The sequence below is a fragment of the Microbacterium sp. Beta genome (assembly GCF_005502545.1).
GTDB classification, from domain to species: Bacteria; Actinomycetota; Actinomycetes; order Actinomycetales; family Microbacteriaceae; genus Microbacterium; species Microbacterium oxydans.
Genome location: NZ_SCOG01000012.1, coordinates 82,566 through 99,979 on the forward strand (window position 1 = coordinate 82,566; position 17,414 = coordinate 99,979).

Genomic DNA, 17,414 nt, shown 5'->3' on the forward strand with positions numbered 1-17,414 from the left:
CCGGCGCCGGAACGCACACCCTCAGGCGGCCAGCGTCAGCCACGTCCTCGGCGAGTGTCCGATGCGCTGGGCGAAGACCCGAGAAAAGGCGGAGGAGCTCGCGTAGCCGAGCTGCGCCGCGACCGCGCTCACCGACATGCCGCCACGCAGCTGCTCCTGTGCGATCGTGAGCCGCCACTCGGTGAGGTAGTCGCCGGGCGAGCGTCCGAGCACCTCCTTGAATCGCGCGGCGAACGCGCTGCGCGACATGTTCGCCGTGCGGGCGAGGGACTCCAGGCTCCACGCTTCCCCCGGTTCCTCGTGCATGGCGACGAGCGCGGGGGCGAGCCGCTCGTCGGCGAGGCCGGGGATGAGCCCCGGTGCGAGGTCGAGCTGCTCAGCGTGATCGAGCATCCATCGAAGCAGCTGGATGAGCACGACCTCGAACATGCGGTCCGCCACCAGCGGGCGTCCGCACCGCACGTTGTCGACCTCAGAGAACATCAGGTCGAGTGCGGGGCCGAGAGTCTCGACCTCATTGAGGGGCAGCACGATCGACGATGGCAGTGTGCGGACCAGCGGGTGGGTCGCGCCGCCGTCGAAATCGAGAGTCGCGCAGGCGAAGTCGGACTCCTCGGTCGGCGCGTTCAGGAACGAGTGGTCGACCGGCCGCGGGAAGAACAGCAGGCTCGGCCGTGAGATGAGCGCGCGCTCGCTGCTGCCGTCGGCCCGACGATGCGTCACCTCCATCTCGCCTCGTCGCAGCACGTGCAGGAAACCGTGTCCACCGCTCGCTGGGAACACCGTCGTGCCGCACAGCGGCCCGTTGTGGAACAGCCGCGTGCGCACGCGGAACCGCTCGAGGAGGGGAGAGAGGCGATCGATATCGGACACGCTCCCAGTATCCAGGACGATATGTCATGAAAGCAAGACGTTATGGTGCGCATCGTCCGCTCATTGTCGAAAGACTGGAGTCGGCTCAGATCCGGGCCGACTCGACAACCGAAGGAGCATCCCGTGCCCAACGTCCCTCTCATCGACCGTGACAACGCCACCGGAAACGTCAAGGAACAGCTTGATCAGATCGCTGGCGCCTTCGGGGCCGTGCCCGCGATGTTCCGCGCCGTCGCCAACTCTCCCGCGGCTCTCACCAGCATGTGGGGGGCGTTCGGCGCCTTCGGCGGCGGCTCGCTCGGTCCGGCCATCGGCGAGCAGATCGCCGTGGCCGTCGCCGACCGGAACTCCTGCCAGTACTGCCTCGCCGCGCACACCGCCCTCGGCAAGAAGGCGGGCCTCAGCCGTGAGGCCCTCACCGCCGCGCAGAGCGGCGAGTCCGACGACCCGCGCACCGCGGCGCTGCTCGCGTTCGCGCTCAAGCTGGTGGAGGAGCGGGGTCAGGTGTCGTCGGCGGATGTCGACGCGGTGCGCGCGCAGGGGTGGACCGACGAGCAGATCGTCGAGACGATCGCCCAGGTCGCGCTGAACCTGTTCACGAACTACGTGAACATCGCCCTCGACGTCCCGATCGACTTCCCGAGCGTGGCTCTTCGTCGCGCGAGCTGATCGCTGTCGCAGACGAAGGGGCCGGGTCCGCAGGGACCCGGCCCCTTCGTCTGCGTCGCGGTCAGGCGGTGGGAGCGGGCAGTTCGACGGAATCCAGCCATGTCGCGATGGCGGAGCGGGCCGCCCTCTCGAGTTCCGGCCCGTAGGCTCTCGCGTCCTCGCGGATGATGCGCGGGTCGATACCGTTGTGATGCAGCTCGTGCGCGTGGCCGATCAGCCAGCTCCCGATCGCGCGGTGGTCGGCCTCGAGGTGGAACTGCAGGGCGAGCACGGTGCCCGTGCTGAACGCCTGGTTCGGGAACCCGGGGGTGGACGCCAGTCGGCGAGATCCGGCCGGGATCGTGAATGCGTCTCCGTGCCAGTGCAGCACGGGCATGCCGTCGAGTGCGCGCAGCGGTGAATCGAGGCCGTCCTCGGTCAGGTCGAGCGGTGCGTAGCCGATCTCGACCTGACCGGTCGCGTGCACCTGCGCCCCCAGCGCCTCGGCGATCAGCTGTGCTCCGAGGCATACCCCCAGCAGCGGCCTGCCGGAGCGGAGCCGATGGGCGACGGCCTCCTTCGAGGCGTGCAGGAGCGGGTACGTATCGGCGTCGTGCACGCCGATCGGGCCGCCCAGCACGATCATGAGATCGGCATCGTCCACGCGTTCGATGTCGATGGCCTCGGTGCCGAGGTCGACGTACTCCACGCGAAAGCCGCGTTCGCGCAGGAGTGGCCCGAGGATGCCGAGGTCTTCGAAGTGCACGTGGCGGAACGCGAGCGCCGTGCGCTCGCGCGGCTCGGGAATCGTCATGCGGACAGCCTTTCTGCGACGTACTCGGTCAGCTCGGTGAGACGGTGCGAGTATCCCCACTCGTCGTCGTACCAGGCGGAGATCTTCACCTGCGAGCCGATCACGCGGATCAGACCGGCGTCGAGGATCGAGGAATGCGGATCGATCACGGTGCCGGCGACCGCGATCTCATCGTCGGCGCAGCGCAGGATCCCCTTGAGTGGGCCCTCCGCGGCCGTCTCGTATGCGGTCCTGACCTCGTCGGCGGTGACCGGTCGGGACGCCGTGACCGTGAGATGCGTGATCGAACCGCTGATGGCCGGCACCTGCAGGGTGTAGCTGTCGAGTCGGCCGTCGTCGAGCTCGGGCAGGACGCGACCGATCGCGGACGCGGCTCCTCCACTGCGCGGCGTGATCTTTCCGCCCTTCGCCTCCTTCCCCATCGTGGACCGCGGGTCCGTGTGGGGGGCGTCGTGCACCTGGAGGTCGGATGACTCGGCACGGATGGTCGTCATCAGGCCGGAGTCGATGCCGAACGCCTCGTGGAAGACCTTGGCGACCGGGGCCAGGCAATTGGTCGTGCAGGACGCGCTGGAGATGACGTGGTGTCGGGTCGGATCGTAGGTGTGCTCGTTGACCCCGAGCATGATGGTGCCGTCGTCGTCCGGAGTCGGAACCGTCGTGACCACCTTCTTCGCGCCGGCCGTGAGGTGCGTGCGTGCGTCGTCGGCCCCCGCATCGGACGCCGTCGCCTCGATGACGATGTCGACTCCGAGCTCACGCCAGGGCAGCCGCAGCGGATCGCGCTCGGAGAGCATGCGGACCGCGTGTCCGTTGAGGAAGAGGTGGTCGTCGTCGTACCGCACGCCGCGCGTCGACGGCCCGCTGCTGCCGTCGCTGCGCAGGAGATCCGCGATGGCGCGTGGCCCCCGCGGGTCGTTCACGGCGACGAGGTCGAGCTCCGATCGACGCGCGAGCAGAAGTCGGAGCTGATTGCGGCCGATTCGGCCCAGTCCGTTGATGGCGATTCTCTTGGGCATTGGTGTCCCCTCCGCGGCGCGGTCCCCCCGTGCCGGTGCTAGCTTTGACCTATGCCAAAATTATCACACGTGCGCAGCGGGGATTCCTGGGAGTTCGGACCGGCCGGACTGCTGTTCGACTGCGATGGCGTCCTCGTGGACTCGGTCCTGGCCGCAGCGCCCGCCTGGGATGCCTGGGCCCGCCGGCATGCTCCCTCCTTCGACTTCCTGCGCGATGCGCCGCACGGCATGCGGCCGAGCGAGGTCGTGGCCGGCCTGGTGGGGCGGGAGGCCGCGGAAGAGGCCACGGCGGAACTGGTCGCGCTGGAGGTCGAGGCGGCCGTGCACACCCGGGAGGTCGGAGGAGCGTCGCGGCTGGTGGGTGCGCTTCCGCGCGACCGCTGGGCGGTGGTGACGAGCAGCAACCGCGCCGTGGCTCTGGCGCGGCTGCGCAGCTCCGGTATCGCGCTTCCACCGGCGTTGGTCGCGGCGGAAGACGTTCCCCGGGGGAAGCCGGAACCCGACCCTTATCTTCTCGGCGCCTACCTGCTGGCGCGCCGCGCTGAGGACTGCATCGTGTTCGAGGACTCCGTGCCGGGGATCCGCTCGGCGCGCGCGGCGGGTGCTGGGTTCGTCGTCGGGGTCGGAGCGGCGTCGTCGGGAGGCGACCCCGACCTGGTCGTGCCCGACCTCCACCGCGTGCGCTGGCGGGAGGGCGCACTCGTCATCGACGCGACGGGTGCACCCGGCTGAGTCGTCAGGCGAGTGTCGCCAGTGCTCGGTCGATCACATCCACCGCGACCTCGATCTGATCGTCGGTGGTCGTGAGAGTCGGCAGGAATCGGATGACGTTCGCGTCGCTGCCGGCCGTCAGCAGCAGGATGCCGTGCTGGGCCGCGTAGGCCGCGATCGCGGAGGCGGCTCCCGCGGCGGGGTGCGAGGTGGCGGGATCGGCGAGTTCGAAGGCGTACATGGCGCCGATCCCGCGCACATCTCCGATCACGGGGTGGCGCGAGGCGAGCGTGGTGAGGTGCTGCCGGAGGCTGCCTCCGATGCGCAGGGCTTCCGCGAAGAAGGGGCCGTGCTCGAGCTCATCGAACACGGCCAGGGCCGCGGCGATGGAGACGGGGTTGCCGCCGAAGGTTCCGCCGAGGCCGCCGGGGTCGGGGGCGTCCATGATGTCGGCGCGTCCGGTGACGCCAGCGAGCGGGAGTCCTGCCGCGATGCCCTTGGCCGTGAGGACGAGGTCGGGGACGACGTCGAAGTGCTCGCTCGCGAACCACGTCCCCGTGCGTCCGAGCCCGGTCTGGATCTCGTCCGCGATGAACACCACACCGTTGCGCGTGCACCAGTCCTGCAGTGCGGGCAGATAGCCGTCGGCGGGGACAACGAACCCGCCCTCGCCCTGGATCGGCTCTGCGATGACGGCGGCCAGGTCGGAGGTGCCGATGCGCTGCTCGAGGTGGGCGATCGTGCGCTCCGCCGCCTGCTCCCCGGAGAGGCCGTCCCGGTACGGGTAGGAGTTGGGTACGCGGTGGATGTCGGACGAGAAGGGGCCGAATCCGGTGCCGTATGCGGCCTTGTGGTTCATGGCGAGAGTGAGGTTGGTGCGTCCGTGGAAGGCATGGTCGAGGGCGGCGACCGCGCGCCTGCCGGTGTGCCTGCGAGCGATCTTGACCGCGTTCTCGACGGCCTCCGCGCCCGAGTTCACGAACACCGAGCGCTTCTCGTGATCGCCGGGGGTCTTCTCGGAGAGGCGCTCGGCCAGCCTGACGTACCCCTCGTAGGGCGTGACGGTGAAGAGCGTGTGCGTCACCTGCTCGAGCTGCGCGGCGGCGGCCGCGACGGCGGCGGGATTCCTGTGTCCGATCGTGGTGACGCCGATGCCGCTGCCGAGGTCGAGGAGGCGATTGCCGTCCACGTCGGTGACCCAGGGGCCGTCCGCGTGCGCGATGTACACCGGCAGCACGCTGCCGACTCCCCGGGCGACGGTCTGCCTGCGTCGCTCGTGGAGGGCTCGACTGCGCGGTCCCGGCACATCGGTCAGCAGCAACGGGGCGGAGGAGTGATCGGGAAGCACGCGGGGCGCGGACATGGGGGCTCCTTCTGTGAGCAGTGGTGAGCGGTGGTGAGCGGCGGACATCGCCGACGAAACGGCCTAAGACCATGTTAGTGTTTGACCTATGTCAAAGTTGGATGCACCGATCGGCGCCGACGAGCGCTACCCCACGGCGGTCACCGTCGACGACTTCCGGCATAACCTCGCGAGCGTCGAATCGCGCATCGCCGAGGCAGCGCGGCGGGCGGGGCGCGATCCGCGTGAGGTGACCCTGCTCCCGGTGAGCAAGACGGTCCCGACCGAGCGCGTCCGCGTCGCGATCCGCTCGGGCATGCGGCTGCTGGGCGAGAACAAGGTGCAGGAGGCGGTGCGCAAGAACGGGGAGACCGCCGACCTCGATGTGTCGTGGTCGATCATCGGGCACCTGCAGACCAACAAGGCCAGAGACGTGGCCGCGTTCGCCACCGAGTTCCAGGCTCTCGATCGGTTGCGGGTGGCCGAGGCGCTCGACCGACGTCTGCAGGCCGCCGGCCGCAGCCTCGACGTCTTCGTGCAGGTGAACACCTCGGCCGAGGATTCCAAGTTCGGGATGCCACCGGAGGAGCTTCCCGCGTTCCTGGAGGCACTGCCCTCCTATGGGACGCTCCGCGTGCGGGGACTGATGACCCTCGCCATCCTCACCCCGGACGACGCCAGGGTGCGCGAGTGCTTCTCGCTGCTGCGCACGCTGCGGGACCAGGCCAGAGAAGACGCGCCCGACCTCATCGGGGCGGGCGAGCTGTCGATGGGGATGTCCGGGGACTACGAGATCGCCGTCGAGGAGGGCGCCACGTGCGTGCGCGTCGGACAGGCGATCTTCGGTGCCCGCGCGCTGCCAGACAGTCACTACTGGCCGGAAGGCTGACGACACGTGCTGCGGACCGTTCGCGCCTACCTCGAACTGACCAAACCCCGCATCCTGGAACTCCTCCTCGTCACCACGATCCCCGTCATGGTGTTCGCCGCCGACGGACGGCCCGACATCGCTCTCCTGGGCGCGGTGCTCGTGGGCGGGGCACTGAGCGCCGGTTCCGCCGGGGCGTTCAACATGTACTTCGAGCGCGAGAGCGATGCGGTCATGGAGCGCACGGCCCGGCGCCCCCTGGTCACGGGCGTCGTGTCCGCGCGCGCCGGTCTGATCTTCGCGACCGTGCTCGGAATCTCCTCCGTGGGGTGGATGCTCACCTTCGTCGGCCCCCTGCCCGCCGCGTTGTCCACCGCCGGCCTCGTGCTGTACGTGGTCTTCTACACCCTGCTGCTGAAGCGTCGCACCGAGCAGAACATCGTCTGGGGCGGGGTCGCTGGGTGCATGCCCGTGCTCGTCGGCTGGACCGCGGTGCGCGGCGCTCTCGAATGGCCGGCGGTGATCCTGTTCCTGGTGGTGTTCTTCTGGACGCCTGCGCACTACTGGCCGCTCTCGATCCGTTACCGAGACGACTACCGCCGGGCCGGCGTCCCCATGCTCGGTGCCACGCGCCCGCCGTCGTTCGTCGCCATCAGGGTGATCGGCTTCGCAGTGGTGACGGTCGTGTGCTCGCTCATCCTGCCCTTCGTCGCGGAGGTGAGCCTGCTGTACTGGACGGTGGCTCTGGGGGCGGGCGCGGGGTTCGTGGTGTCCGCGTCGCTGATGCGGTCACGGGCTCGGCGGGGTGGCGAGCTGCGCCCGATGCTCGTCTTCCGCGCGTCGATCGTCTACCTCGCCGCACTGTTCCTCGCGGTGGGTGTCGATCCCCTGCTGACGCCCTGAGTGCGCGGCCCCTTCAGTCCTCGGTGCGGAAGCCTGCGGGCTTGTGTGTGCCGTCGCAGAAGGGCTTGAGGGTCGACAGTCCGCAGCGGCACAGCGCGACCGTGCGGCGGTGGGAGGGGATCGGCGTGCCGTCGGCGGCGTGCAGCTCGACGTCACCGCGGACGAGCAGCGGACCGTCCGGGTACGGAGTGATCGTCGCCGGTTCGTGGTCCGCGCTCATGATGACGCCCTCGTGCGCAGCGACGAGGAATCCGCCGACCAGGCCTCCAGGATGTGTGCGCCTCCCCATCCGTCCACCGTCAAGCAGGCAGCTGCACCGAACATGATGTCTGGCAGCAGCTCCGGGTGGTCCTCGGCGAGGCTGCCTGCGAGGTCTCGGGCGGCGATCTGCTCATGCACGGCGTCGGCCTCGACGTGCTCGTCGAAGTACGCCGTGACGTCGGTGGGGAAGTCCAGGCGGCGCAGACCGTCGGCATACAGGCGGCAGGGGATGGACGAGGTCATCTCGTAGGCGGCCAGATGACCGACGATCGATCCGACGAGCCGACGGTTGAGTCCGAACATCGACATCATGTTGAGCGACGCGAGGGTGACGGCGGGGAGATCGTCTACGTACGCGCCGTAGGTGTCATCCAGGCCGGCTGCGCGCATGGCGCGCGCGAAGAGGGCGGCGTGCACGCGGTGCGGTCGGCCGCCGCCGTACTCGTCGGACTGGATCTCGACCAGAGCCGCCTTGGCCCGTCCGTCGAGTCGGGGAATCGCCCAGGAGTGCGGGTCCGCCTCGCGGAGCGTGTACGCCGAGCGCTGGATGAGCATCTCCCGCGCCTGGGACTTCGTGGCCTTCTTCACGAAGTAACGAGAGAGGCTCGGGCCGGTGTCCGCTTCGGCGAGTGCGAAGAGCGCCCGCCCGACGGCGTCCACGGTCGGCTCCGGCAGCTCCGGCATCGGGATTCTCGCGCGCAGTTCCCGCTCGAACGCCGCCTCGAGCGTGCGGCGGGTCGCGAGGAGCGCCGGGTCCCACTCGAGCTCGGGATCGAGTGCCGACAGTGATCCGTAGGCGGATGCGTAGAGCACGAAGAGGGCGAGCTGGATGTCGTCGTCACGGGAGACGTCAGCGCAGGCCGCTGCGGCTTCTTCGGCGAGAGCGGCGTGGTCGGCGTGACGATCGACTCCGGTGAGATGCGAGATGACGGCGCGGCTCACCGGGCCGCGGTCGTGGAAGGGGAGTCTCGGTGCGGATGCCGGTGCGGGTGACGGTACGGTCGCCGTGGCGGAAGAGGTCATGTGTCGTGCTCCTGATCGATGCGGACCCTCGTATCCTGCGGGCTCGGATGAGATCGGGCCAGGGACTTGACGAGCGCGCATCGACCGGGCAAGCGGGGCAGGCATGGAAGCCCGCGCGGATGCACGGAGCCGGCTACCGGCAGGACTCGAATGCGTAGCCGTCGTCGTCGGGGGTGACGAGGTCGCGGTCCCGCAGCACCATCGATGCCGGCGAGGCGTCGTCCGCGCACATCTCGGCGAAGGGCCGCGGAAGCTCATCGGTGTACTCGATGTCGATCACGCGCTCGCCGTAGACATCGGTGTACGCCGCGCACTCCTCGTACGCCGCGCACTCCTCGGTCACCGCGAAGTCGAAGCCGGCGTGCTCCTGCAGCGCGGGGGCATCCTCGGCGGCGTTCTTCTGTCCCGCTGCCAGCCCCACATCGTGCGCCGCCTCGACGAGGAGTGCGGCCAGCGCGAGGTTGTCATCGAGCGAGAGGGCTCCCTTCGACCGTGAGTACGAGTCGAGGTTGTCGAACTCGACGGCATCGAACCCGTCATCCGCGCAGTGCTCGATCCAGGGGATCACGGTGTCGGCGATCTGCTCCCGGCGCTGCGCGGTCGACGTGTCGAGCAGAGCCTCGTCGGGCCAGTCCGGGTCGAAGACGACATGTCCGTCGCGCTGCAGCAGCAGATCATCGGGCCAGGTGTCGAGTTCTCCCGGTTGTGTCTGGAATCCGTTGACGTAGCAGACCGAGTACACACCGGCCGCGGGCTCCGCGGTGCGGTCGCGCCCGACCACGCCGACGCCGGAGGACGGATCGTAGGCCCCGCCGAGCTGATAGTCCGGCGTGGCGCCGGAAGGAGGAAGGGCGACGGAGGACGGCGGGTCCGCGGGCGCCGCGCACCCGCCGAGAGCGAGGAGGAGGGCGACGCCGGCCGCTGGCCAGGCACTCCGGAGCAGCCGATTCAGCGTGCCGCTCCGTACAGCTCCGCGATCTCCTTCGACCCCATGCCCTGCGCATAGGTCGGATGCTGGGGCCATCCCTCCGGAACGTCCTGCCATTGCTCCTGTCGACCGTAGGGGAGCAGATCGACAAGACCCTGCAGGTAGCTCAGCCGCTCCGTGCCGCGGCCGTCGGTGTGCCAGGTGCGGTACACGGTGTCGCCGTCGCGCAGGAACACGTTCACGCCGAACCCCGCGTTCGGCGGGGCGTCCACATCGGCCCCGAACGTGCTGTCGGCGCTCGAGTACCACTGCATGCGGTTGCCCACGCGTTCGCGGTAGGCCAGGGCTTCCTCGATGGGACCGTTCGTCACGATCACGAAGCGCGCGTCGTAGTAGCGCTCGAGCACGTCGAGCCGCGTGAACTGCGAGGTGAAGCCGGTGCAGCCGGGACACTGCCATTCGCTGCCGTCCGACCACATGTGGTTGTAGACGATCAGCTGGGATCGTCCGTCGAAGATGTCGGGCAGGCGTACCGGACCCTCGGCGCCGACCAGCGTGTAGTCGGGCAGCTCGACCATGGGCAGGCGTCGTCGTTGCGCGGCGATCGCGTCGAGCTCCCTGGTCGCGGCCTTCTCGCGCACGCGCAACTCGTCGAGCTCACGGCGCCAGGTCTCGGCGTCGACGACAGGGGGAAGGGGCTGTGCTGTGCTCACGGTGACCTCCGGATGCTGAGCGATGCGTCCAGTCTGCGCGCGGCCGGGGACACGGTCAATGCGGGAGCGGTCCCGTCGATGCGGTGTCGGCGGGGAGCGCCTCGCTCGGATTGCGGCGGATGCCGATCCACGACACCACGCCGCCGATCACGAGCAGGGTGGCCGTGACCCAGGCGGCGCTGTGGAACCCGTCGAGGTCGAGAGTGCCGCCGACGATGGTCGACAGCATCGCGACGACGAGCAGCCCGGCCACACGAGATACCGCGTTGTTGACGGCCGAGGCGATGCCCGAATGGTTCTCGTCGATGGCACCGAGGATCGCGGCCGTGAGCGGTGCGACCGTGAGCGAGAGGCCGAGACCCATCACGATCATCGCCGGCAGAACCTGCCACCAGTAGTCGAAGTCTGCGGACACGAGGAGCAGCATCAGAGCGCCGACGGCCATCAGCAACGGGCCGACCGTCATGAAGATGCGGGGTCCCCACCTGCCGGCCCACTGACCGGCACGCGAGCTGATCAGGATCATCAGGATCGTCATCGGCAGACTCGCCAGGCCCGCGGCGGTGGCGCTGAGTCCTGCGCCCTGCTGCAGGTAGACCCCGACCACGAAGCCGTTGAGCGACAGTGCTGCGTAGACGAAGAGCGTCGCGAGGTTGCCCCACCCGAAGTCGCGCACCCGGAACAGCCAGAGCGGCATGAGCGGCGAGGCGGAGTGCTGCTGCCGCCACAGGAACAGTCCGAACAATGCGGCGCCGGCGATCGCGGGGATCCAGATCGCGGGCGACTGCCACCCCATGTTGGGCTGCTCGATGAGTGCGAAGACGACGGCCCCGAGCCCGATCGCGCACAGGGCCCCGCTCCACCAGTCGACCCTGACGCCGCGGGGGTGCTCCGGCAGATGCAACCGGGCGAGGAGCAGCAGGGTGATCCCGATCGGGATGACGTTGATGAGGAACACGAAGCGCCACGAGAGGTAGTCGACGAACAGTCCCCCGAGCAGCGGACCGACCAGCTGCGCCCCCGTGGTGAAGGCCGTCCAGACGCCGATGGCGCGCGATTGCACGTCGGCCCGCATGGTGGCCGTGATGAGGGCGAGCGAACTCGGCACGAGCAGGGCACCGGCGGCGCCCTGCGCGGCGCGGGCGACGATCAGCATGAGCGGATCGACGGCCGCCGCCACGGCGATCGAGGCGATCCCGAAGGCGACGAGTCCGATGCGCATGACGAGCACCCGGCCATAGGCGTCGGACACCGATCCGGCCAGCAGGATCAGGGCGCTCAACGTGATCAGGTAGGCGTCGACGACCCACTGCTGGGTGGTGATGCCGCCGCCGAGCTCGCGACTGATCGCCGGGAGTGCGACGTTCACGACCGTGCCGTCGAGGAAGGTCACGAACGACGCGAGCACCGCGATCGAGATGACGAGTCTTTGGAGCGGGGCGAAGGCGGGCACAGGCCGACACTACTCCCGGTGGCCGACCTCGGGGCCGGGCGCCTCATGGTGTGGGCGTGGAGACCGTGAGTCCAGCGGGATCCGCCGGGAGCGGTGACGGCGTCCCTGCGCGCAGGAGCTCGGCGAGCTTCGCCGGCCCGCCATCCGCGACGGCCCGGCGTTGGCGATCAGCGCCCGTGCCGGACGCACGCAGTCGGTCGATCCCGTCGCGGACCCTGTCCTCGTCGTCGAGCTCGCGGAGCGCGGGAGCGATCGCTGCCAGCAGCCGGTCGGCAAGCAGCCACGCGTCCTCCGCCTTCCCGGTCGCCGGATCGAGCAGACGGGCGGCCATGCCGTGCCGCGCGGCCGTCCACATCGAGGCGTCGATGCCGTCCACGCCGATGTCCGCGGGCGGCAGATCGTCGGTGAGCACGATCGCGCGGGAGAGGAGCGCTGCGAACACCGCGTCCTGGGCGGAGAGCTGCGCGTCGAAGACCCTGAGCTCGACCGTCGGATACCGCTCCGACAACCGCGCCGACCACGACAGCGAGGCCGCATCGGCGATGGCACCCACGTCGATGAGTCGCTGCACATCCGCGCGGTAGGCGTCGTAGTCGCGGAAGTGCGGGGGCGTCCACGACGAGGGCAGCCGACGGATCAGGATGCTGCGCCAGCTGGCGAAGCCGGAGTCGCGGCCGTGCACGAACGGGCTGTTGCCGGTGAGGGCCAGCAGCACGGGGAGCCACCCGCGCACGCGGTCGAGCGCACGCACCCTCTCCTCGTCGTCGGTGACCTCGACGTGCACATGGAGACCGTTGACCTCGTGGTCGCGCGTGAGGTGTCCGAGGTGCGCGGCGACCTTGTCGTAGTGCGGTGAGGGCGACACTGCCGAGGAGCGCGTCGTGGCGAACGGTGTGCCGGTGCCGGCGGCGATGGCGTGCCGGTCGCCGGCGTGCCACCCGATGAGTCCGCGCAGGTGCGACAGCTGCTCCGTGGCGGCCTCAGCCGTCGATACCGGTTCGGTGAGGCACTCGATCTGCGAGGTCAGGTACTCCTGCGTGACCTCGCCTCCGGTGCGAAGGCGGGTGATGCGCTCGCGTGTGCCGGCGGCGAGACTCACGGGCGCCAGCGAGTGCTCATCGAGGAAGAGGAACTCCTCCTCGATCCCGAAGCGGGGCATCCCCGTCCTCAGTGATTCCTGAGCGCGGAGATCAGCTCGGACTTCCGCTTGCCGCTGTAACCGGTCAGACCGAGCTCCTTCGCCCGCGCGCGCAGCTCCTTGACCGTCCAGTCCTCGTAGTCGCCGTGCTCCCCGCCGCGTCGGCCGACCGCGCTGCGACCTTCCTTCGCCGCGGCGTTCGAGATGCGCGCCGCCTTCTCCTTCGAGGCGCCGTCGTCCCTGAGCTCCTCATACAGCTCGGGATCCTTCAGCGAGTCGTTGCGTCGTCCTGGCATGAAATCTTCTCCTTCGCGCACTCGGGGGGCCGAAGTCAACCCCCTCTGACAGAAGTCCCTCCGCGGATAGCGTGAAGGCACCACAGTCGGGCGTCCGCGCCTGCCGAAAGAAGGGAAAGACCGATGAACATCCTCCTGATCATCGTCATCGTCGTCGCCGTGATCCTCGCGATCACCGGAGGACTGGTGCAGTCGCTCCAGTTCCTCCTGTGGGTCGGACTCGTCCTCCTCGCGATCGCGGTGATCGCCTGGTTGATCCGAGCGATCAGCGGCAGCCGCAAGGTCTGACAACGCAGTAGGTCTGACCCCATCGAGGTGAGGCCCGCCCATCGGCGGACCTCACCTCTTCGGTGTCCGGGGCCTGTTACTTCTCGAACGCGTCCCGGACGTTCTCGCCCGTCTTCTGGGCGGCGTCCTTCACGTTCTCCCCGGCCTGCTTCGCGGAGGCCTTGACCTGGTCGGCCTTGCCCTCCGCTTCGAGCTTCTCGTTGTCGGTGAGCTTTCCGACGCCTTCCTTGACCTTTCCGGCGGCCTTCTCGGCGGCGTTCTTGATGTCGTCTGCAGCACTCATGCGGTGCTCCTCTCCTCGTCGGATCGATTGACTCCGACGCTCTCATGTCCCGAGGGAAGCGGCCACGGGATTGACAATCCGCCGCGCACATGACAATGTTCCGACGCCATCGACGCACGGGCGTCGAAGGACTAGCCTGGCGCCAGGCGGGTGGTCCTGCCCGCGGACTCGACCAGGAAGCGGTGTGCGATGGACTCGATGATGATGGGCGCCATGTCGAAGAACATGGAGTCGATGCCCGACATGCAGATGATGGACATGGCGGTCATGCAGGCGTGCATGGATGCGTGCGCCGCCTGCGAGCAGGCCTGCACGGTGTGCTCGACGCAGCTGATGGACTGCGCACCGGCCTGCATGAACTGCGCCGACGTGTGCAACACCATGATGCGGTCGATGATGCGGATGCAGGGGATGACCCCTGCCTCGATGATGGCGATGCTGAACGCCTGCATCGCCATGTGCAAGGCGTGCATGGATGCCTGCGCTCGGCACGCGGACGACAGCGAGGTGTGCCGGATGTGTGCTCAGGCGTGCGAGGCGTGCATGGACGCCTGCTCCGCCATGAAGGACATGCTGATGGCGAGCGCCTGAGACGAGCCGGTCCGGCGGTGACGCCGTCGCAGGTGGGTGCGAGTGATCAGACGGTCGCGACGTTGAACTGCGTGCCGCCGACGGCCAGCACTCCATAGCGCTGGTGCAACGCGACCGGGGTTCCCGCGGCAGCTTCGAGTGCCGCACCTGCGCCGTTCCACAGCGTGTGCGTTTCGCCGTCGAGCGTGCGCACGACGAGGTCGCCGGAGACGGCGTCGGCCTGCTCGACCAGCGCATCGATCCATTCGGACGGCGTCGCCGAGGCGATCCGCGCCTGGATGAGGTGCAGGGCGTGGCCGGGGGCGAAGGACGAGCACCGGCCGCCGTGACTGCACATGCACGCTGCGCGCTCGCGCACCGGGAGGGGCGAAAGGCGGTTCAGCGGCGTGGACACGGGGGACTCCTTCTCGTTCGTCGTTCCGGAAAGACTAGGTCGGTCGTCCTGCGACGCCCAGAGGAGCCGACACGGACGGAAACAAACGGGTGTAAGCTCGCCGGGTGCTGTCGTCGATGAGCGCCCTCGCGGCGCAGAGCGGAGCTGCAGGCGCCTTCCGCGCCGCAGACAGAGGCTGAGGACCCACCGGAGGCGGAATCCCCGTCCCCGGTGCCGTGTCGTACCCGGTGGTCACTGCCGGGGTTCCTTCCTCCTGTCGATTCGCCTTCGCGGCGACCTCTCTGAAAGCACTCACCCTCATGCGTCCCATCGACGAGCGCGCAATCCGCGCCTCCTTCCTCAACGCCTCCCGCAAAGAGGTGTCCGACGTGACACTGCCGCCCGGTTTCGCCGAGATCGACTTCGACCATCTCGACTTCCTCGGCTGGGCAGACCCGAAGATGCCCCGCCGTGCCTACGTCGTCACCTGGATCGACGACGCACCCGTCGGCGTCTTCCTGCAGCGCGCAGAGCAGCGTGTGATCGCCAGGGCGCAGTGCTCCTGGTGCGAAGACGTGACGCTCCGCAATGATGTGCAGTTGTACGTGGCCCGGAAGGCGGGACCCGCCGGGCGCAAGGGCGACACCGTCGGCGTGCTCACCTGTGCCGAGTTCGGCTGCAACCGCAACGTGCGGATCCTGCCGCCGCTGGCCTATCAGGGGTTCGACCGCGAGTTCGCCCGCGACCTGCGCATCCTCCGGCTGCAGGAGCACGTGGCAGGCTTCCTCGCCGCAGTGGCGGGCTGAACGGGCTAGGACGCCCTCGATCGCACGTGCGCCCAGGCGGGTGCCGCCAGCTCCGCCGACCGACGCGCGAACTCGTCAAAGCTGCGACGGCCGGGCCAGCCGGGCGGCAGCATCGACGGGGGAAGCCCCGGGTCGGTGTATGGCAGCACCCGCCAGCGGTCGATCAGCTGCACGTACGCGGCGAACGGCTCGCGGGGCAGCGTCGTGAGGGAGTTCTGGAAGGTGAAGTGCTCCTCGCGCAGCGCCTCCAGATCCCACCACTGCGCTGCTGCGTCGACCAGGGTGCCGGCGGGCAGCGGAGTCGATGCGGGGAACAGCGTCGCCCACCGACGCGCGTCGAGGTCGTCGAGGATCTGCTCCACCTCGGCCTGAAGGTGGCCGGGGCAGATCCACAGGGCGGGGGACACGATGCCCGCTCCGATCCACTGCAGTCTTCGCCGCAGCTGGTGGCGCACGCTCCTGGCGCTCTCCGGGATCGAGAACGACACCAGGCACCAGGGGTCGGCGTCGGTCATCTCCTGCATCTCGAAGATGCGCCTGTCGCCGCGCTCCAGCATCGGGATCGCCGCCGGGTTGAGCCGGTAGCCGATCTGCCCCTCCCGTGCGCCGAGCAGCAGCCCCTTCTGCTTCAGGCGTGCGATACCCGTGCGCGCCGCGGCAGCGTCGATGCCGAGGTCACCGGCGAACGCGACCAGGTCGGCAGCGGAGATCCACCCGCCGAGCGGACGGAGGAAGACGCCGATGAAGGTCCGCAGCAACGAGGCGATGCTGCCGGGGCGTGCGTCGATGTCGTCGAGCACGGGGGCGGGAGCGATGTCAGAGGTCACCGGACTCCAGCGCATCGCGCACGGCGAGCACACCGGTGACGGTCTCGACATGCGAGGTGCTCAGGGGCGAGAGACCCAGGCGGATGCCGTCCGGGAACCGGAAGTCGGGGATGATGCCGTCGGACCACAGCCGCCGCGTGACCTCGCGGAAGTCCGGGTGACCGATCGTCACGTGGCCACCCCGCTGCTCGGCGTCGCGAGGGCTGAGCAGGCGGACGCCGAGAGGAGCGAGCACCTCGTCGTAGGCGCGGACCGCGAGATCGGTCAACGACTGCGACTTGGCCCGGACGCCCGCGATCGTGGACTGCTCGATGAGGTCGAGCATTCCCTGCATGGCCAGCATCGAGATGACGGGAGGGGTGCCGCTGAGCAGCTGGCGGATGTCGCCGGAAGGCACGTACTCCGGTCCCATCGCGAAGATGTCCGCCGCACTCCACCATCCCTGGATCGGCTGACGCAGCACGCCCTGGAGACCGCGGCGCAGGTAGGCGAAGGCGGGCGAGCCCGGCCCGCCGTTCAGGTACTTGTAGGTGCAGCCCACGGCCATGTCGACACCCCACTCGTCGAGCTGCATCGGGATCACGCCGGCCGAGTGGCACAGGTCCCACATCATCAGGGCGCCGACGCCGTGCGCAGCCGCGGTGATGCCCGGCATGTCGGCCAGAGCCCCGGAGCGGTAGTCGACGTGGCTCAGCGACACCAGGGCAGTGCGCTCGGAGAGGACGGCCTCGACATCGGTGACCGACACCCCGTGCACGGGGTCGGGCTCGATCCAGCGCAGCGTCATCCCGGTCTCCGCCGCGACGCCTTCGGCGAGGAAGCGGTCGGTGGGGAAGTTGCCCGCCTCGATCACGAGCTCGGTGCGCGCGGGGTCGGCGGCAGCGGCGGCACGCATGAGCTTGTAGATCAGCACGCTCGTCGAGTCGGCCACCACGGTCTGGCCGGCCGCGGCGCCCAGCACGACGTGTCCGATGCGGTCCCCCAGCTCCATCGGCAGCGCCATCCACTGCTCGTCCCAGGACCGGATCAACCGCGTGCCCCAGTCGTCGCGTACGAAGGTCGCGAGCTTCTCCGGCATGTCGCGCAGCGGGCGCCCGAGCGAGTTGCCGTCGAGATACGCGTCGACGCCCGGTGCCTCGGAGAAGGCGTCGAGGTGAGCGCGCAGCGGGTCGTTCGCGTCGAGAGCGCGAGCGTGCTCGAGCAGGGAGGCGTCGGGAGTCGTGGTCATGTCACACCTTCAGGTCGGCGGGGGTGAG

General features: G+C 69.4%; 22 protein-coding genes. 7 read left to right on the plus strand and 15 right to left on the minus strand.

Translation table 11 applies throughout. From position 1 onward, the window contains the following. Nucleotides 1-21: 21 nt before the first annotated feature. Entirely contained in the window at nucleotides 22-873 is an 852-nt protein-coding gene (locus FFS56_RS12925; protein WP_127012655.1) for an AraC family transcriptional regulator, read from the minus strand. A gap of 123 nt (nucleotides 874-996) precedes the next feature. Here FFS56_RS12925 and FFS56_RS12930 point away from each other — a divergent pair, with 123 nt between their 5' ends. Continuing rightward, on the plus strand, nucleotides 997-1,542 hold the full coding sequence (locus FFS56_RS12930; protein WP_046747658.1) for a peroxidase-related enzyme: 546 nt from the start codon (nucleotides 997-999) through the stop codon (nucleotides 1,540-1,542). A 61-nt stretch (nucleotides 1,543-1,603) separates the two neighbouring features. On the opposite strand, the gene FFS56_RS12935 is transcribed toward FFS56_RS12930, so the two are convergent. Next, entirely contained in the window at nucleotides 1,604-2,335 is a 732-nt protein-coding gene (locus tag FFS56_RS12935; protein WP_046747703.1) for a glutamine amidotransferase, read from the minus strand. Continuing rightward, a complete protein-coding gene (locus FFS56_RS12940; protein WP_137772123.1) occupies nucleotides 2,332-3,354 on the minus strand; it encodes a glyceraldehyde 3-phosphate dehydrogenase NAD-binding domain-containing protein in 1,023 nt (340 codons plus the stop codon). The genes FFS56_RS12935 and FFS56_RS12940 overlap by 4 nt, the downstream gene beginning before the upstream one ends. Nucleotides 3,355-3,405: 51 nt before the next feature. Here FFS56_RS12940 and FFS56_RS12945 point away from each other — a divergent pair, with 51 nt between their 5' ends. Further along, nucleotides 3,406-4,086 (plus strand): HAD-IA family hydrolase, encoded by a 681-nt coding sequence (locus FFS56_RS12945; protein ID WP_127012653.1) that lies wholly within the window; start codon nucleotides 3,406-3,408, stop codon nucleotides 4,084-4,086. Nucleotides 4,087-4,090: 4 nt separating this feature from the next. Here FFS56_RS12945 and gabT read toward each other — a convergent pair whose 3' ends face one another. Next, a complete protein-coding gene (gene gabT / locus FFS56_RS12950) occupies nucleotides 4,091-5,428 on the minus strand; it encodes a 4-aminobutyrate--2-oxoglutarate transaminase (protein WP_127012652.1) in 1,338 nt (445 codons plus the stop codon). A gap of 88 nt (nucleotides 5,429-5,516) precedes the next feature. Between gabT and FFS56_RS12955 the strand changes: the two genes are divergently transcribed. Continuing rightward, complete coding sequence (locus tag FFS56_RS12955; RefSeq protein WP_058630683.1) at nucleotides 5,517-6,296, plus strand: YggS family pyridoxal phosphate-dependent enzyme; 780 nt, start codon at nucleotides 5,517-5,519, stop codon at nucleotides 6,294-6,296. A 6-nt stretch (nucleotides 6,297-6,302) separates the two neighbouring features. Then, on the plus strand, nucleotides 6,303-7,178 hold the full coding sequence (locus FFS56_RS12960) for a heme o synthase (RefSeq protein ID WP_046747708.1): 876 nt from the start codon (nucleotides 6,303-6,305) through the stop codon (nucleotides 7,176-7,178). 13 nt (nucleotides 7,179-7,191) lie between these two features. Here FFS56_RS12960 and FFS56_RS12965 read toward each other — a convergent pair whose 3' ends face one another. From FFS56_RS12965 to FFS56_RS12995, 7 genes are all read right to left on the minus strand, one after another. Then, nucleotides 7,192-7,398, minus strand: coding sequence for a CDGSH iron-sulfur domain-containing protein (locus tag FFS56_RS12965; RefSeq protein ID WP_046747709.1), 207 nt, complete (start codon nucleotides 7,396-7,398; stop codon nucleotides 7,192-7,194). Next, the gene (locus FFS56_RS12970; protein WP_127012651.1) at nucleotides 7,395-8,462 is read right to left on the minus strand and encodes an iron-containing redox enzyme family protein; all 1,068 of its coding nucleotides are present in this window, start codon (nucleotides 8,460-8,462) and stop codon (nucleotides 7,395-7,397) included. The genes FFS56_RS12965 and FFS56_RS12970 overlap by 4 nt, the downstream gene beginning before the upstream one ends. Before the next feature lie 133 nt (nucleotides 8,463-8,595). Continuing rightward, nucleotides 8,596-9,486, minus strand: a complete 891-nt coding sequence (locus FFS56_RS12975; protein ID WP_127012650.1) for an endo alpha-1,4 polygalactosaminidase — start codon at nucleotides 9,484-9,486, stop codon at nucleotides 8,596-8,598. Next, nucleotides 9,411-10,103 (minus strand): DUF899 family protein, encoded by a 693-nt coding sequence (locus FFS56_RS12980; RefSeq protein ID WP_127012649.1) that lies wholly within the window; start codon nucleotides 10,101-10,103, stop codon nucleotides 9,411-9,413. Before FFS56_RS12980 ends, FFS56_RS12975 begins: the two co-directional genes overlap by 76 nt. Before the next feature lie 55 nt (nucleotides 10,104-10,158). Then, nucleotides 10,159-11,556, minus strand: a complete 1,398-nt coding sequence (locus FFS56_RS12985) for an MFS transporter (protein WP_127012648.1) — start codon at nucleotides 11,554-11,556, stop codon at nucleotides 10,159-10,161. 43 nt (nucleotides 11,557-11,599) lie between these two features. Beyond that, nucleotides 11,600-12,715 carry a YbdK family carboxylate-amine ligase gene (locus tag FFS56_RS12990; RefSeq protein WP_127012647.1) on the minus strand — a complete coding sequence of 372 codons (1,116 nt, stop codon included), beginning with the start codon at nucleotides 12,713-12,715 and terminating at the stop codon, nucleotides 11,600-11,602. Between the two features lie 8 nt (nucleotides 12,716-12,723). Continuing rightward, complete coding sequence (locus FFS56_RS12995) at nucleotides 12,724-12,990, minus strand: Rho termination factor N-terminal domain-containing protein (RefSeq protein ID WP_127012646.1); 267 nt, start codon at nucleotides 12,988-12,990, stop codon at nucleotides 12,724-12,726. Nucleotides 12,991-13,113: 123 nt separating this feature from the next. On the opposite strand from FFS56_RS12995, the gene FFS56_RS20565 reads away from it, so the two are divergent. Continuing rightward, nucleotides 13,114-13,278 carry a hypothetical protein gene (locus tag FFS56_RS20565; RefSeq protein WP_017201713.1) on the plus strand — a complete coding sequence of 55 codons (165 nt, stop codon included), beginning with the start codon at nucleotides 13,114-13,116 and terminating at the stop codon, nucleotides 13,276-13,278. 76 nt (nucleotides 13,279-13,354) lie between these two features. Here the strand turns inward: FFS56_RS20565 and FFS56_RS13000 are convergent, their stop codons facing one another. Continuing rightward, on the minus strand, nucleotides 13,355-13,561 hold the full coding sequence (locus FFS56_RS13000; protein ID WP_046747714.1) for a CsbD family protein: 207 nt from the start codon (nucleotides 13,559-13,561) through the stop codon (nucleotides 13,355-13,357). 213 nt (nucleotides 13,562-13,774) lie between these two features. Between FFS56_RS13000 and FFS56_RS13005 the strand changes: the two genes are divergently transcribed. After that, entirely contained in the window at nucleotides 13,775-14,152 is a 378-nt protein-coding gene (locus tag FFS56_RS13005; RefSeq protein ID WP_249352983.1) for a hypothetical protein, read from the plus strand. A 46-nt stretch (nucleotides 14,153-14,198) separates the two neighbouring features. Here FFS56_RS13005 and FFS56_RS13010 read toward each other — a convergent pair whose 3' ends face one another. Then, the gene (locus FFS56_RS13010; RefSeq protein WP_046747716.1) at nucleotides 14,199-14,546 is read right to left on the minus strand and encodes a hypothetical protein; all 348 of its coding nucleotides are present in this window, start codon (nucleotides 14,544-14,546) and stop codon (nucleotides 14,199-14,201) included. 299 nt (nucleotides 14,547-14,845) lie between these two features. On the opposite strand from FFS56_RS13010, the gene FFS56_RS13015 reads away from it, so the two are divergent. After that, nucleotides 14,846-15,331: an FBP domain-containing protein gene (locus FFS56_RS13015; RefSeq protein WP_127012644.1), complete on the plus strand. Its 486-nt coding sequence runs from the start codon at nucleotides 14,846-14,848 to the stop codon at nucleotides 15,329-15,331. A gap of 5 nt (nucleotides 15,332-15,336) precedes the next feature. Here FFS56_RS13015 and FFS56_RS13020 read toward each other — a convergent pair whose 3' ends face one another. Beyond that, a complete protein-coding gene (locus FFS56_RS13020) occupies nucleotides 15,337-16,158 on the minus strand; it encodes a PaaX family transcriptional regulator C-terminal domain-containing protein (RefSeq protein ID WP_127012643.1) in 822 nt (273 codons plus the stop codon). Beyond that, nucleotides 16,148-17,386 (minus strand): aminotransferase class V-fold PLP-dependent enzyme, encoded by a 1,239-nt coding sequence (locus FFS56_RS13025; protein ID WP_127012642.1) that lies wholly within the window; start codon nucleotides 17,384-17,386, stop codon nucleotides 16,148-16,150. The genes FFS56_RS13020 and FFS56_RS13025 overlap by 11 nt, the downstream gene beginning before the upstream one ends. Between the last annotated feature and the right edge of the window lie 28 nt (nucleotides 17,387-17,414).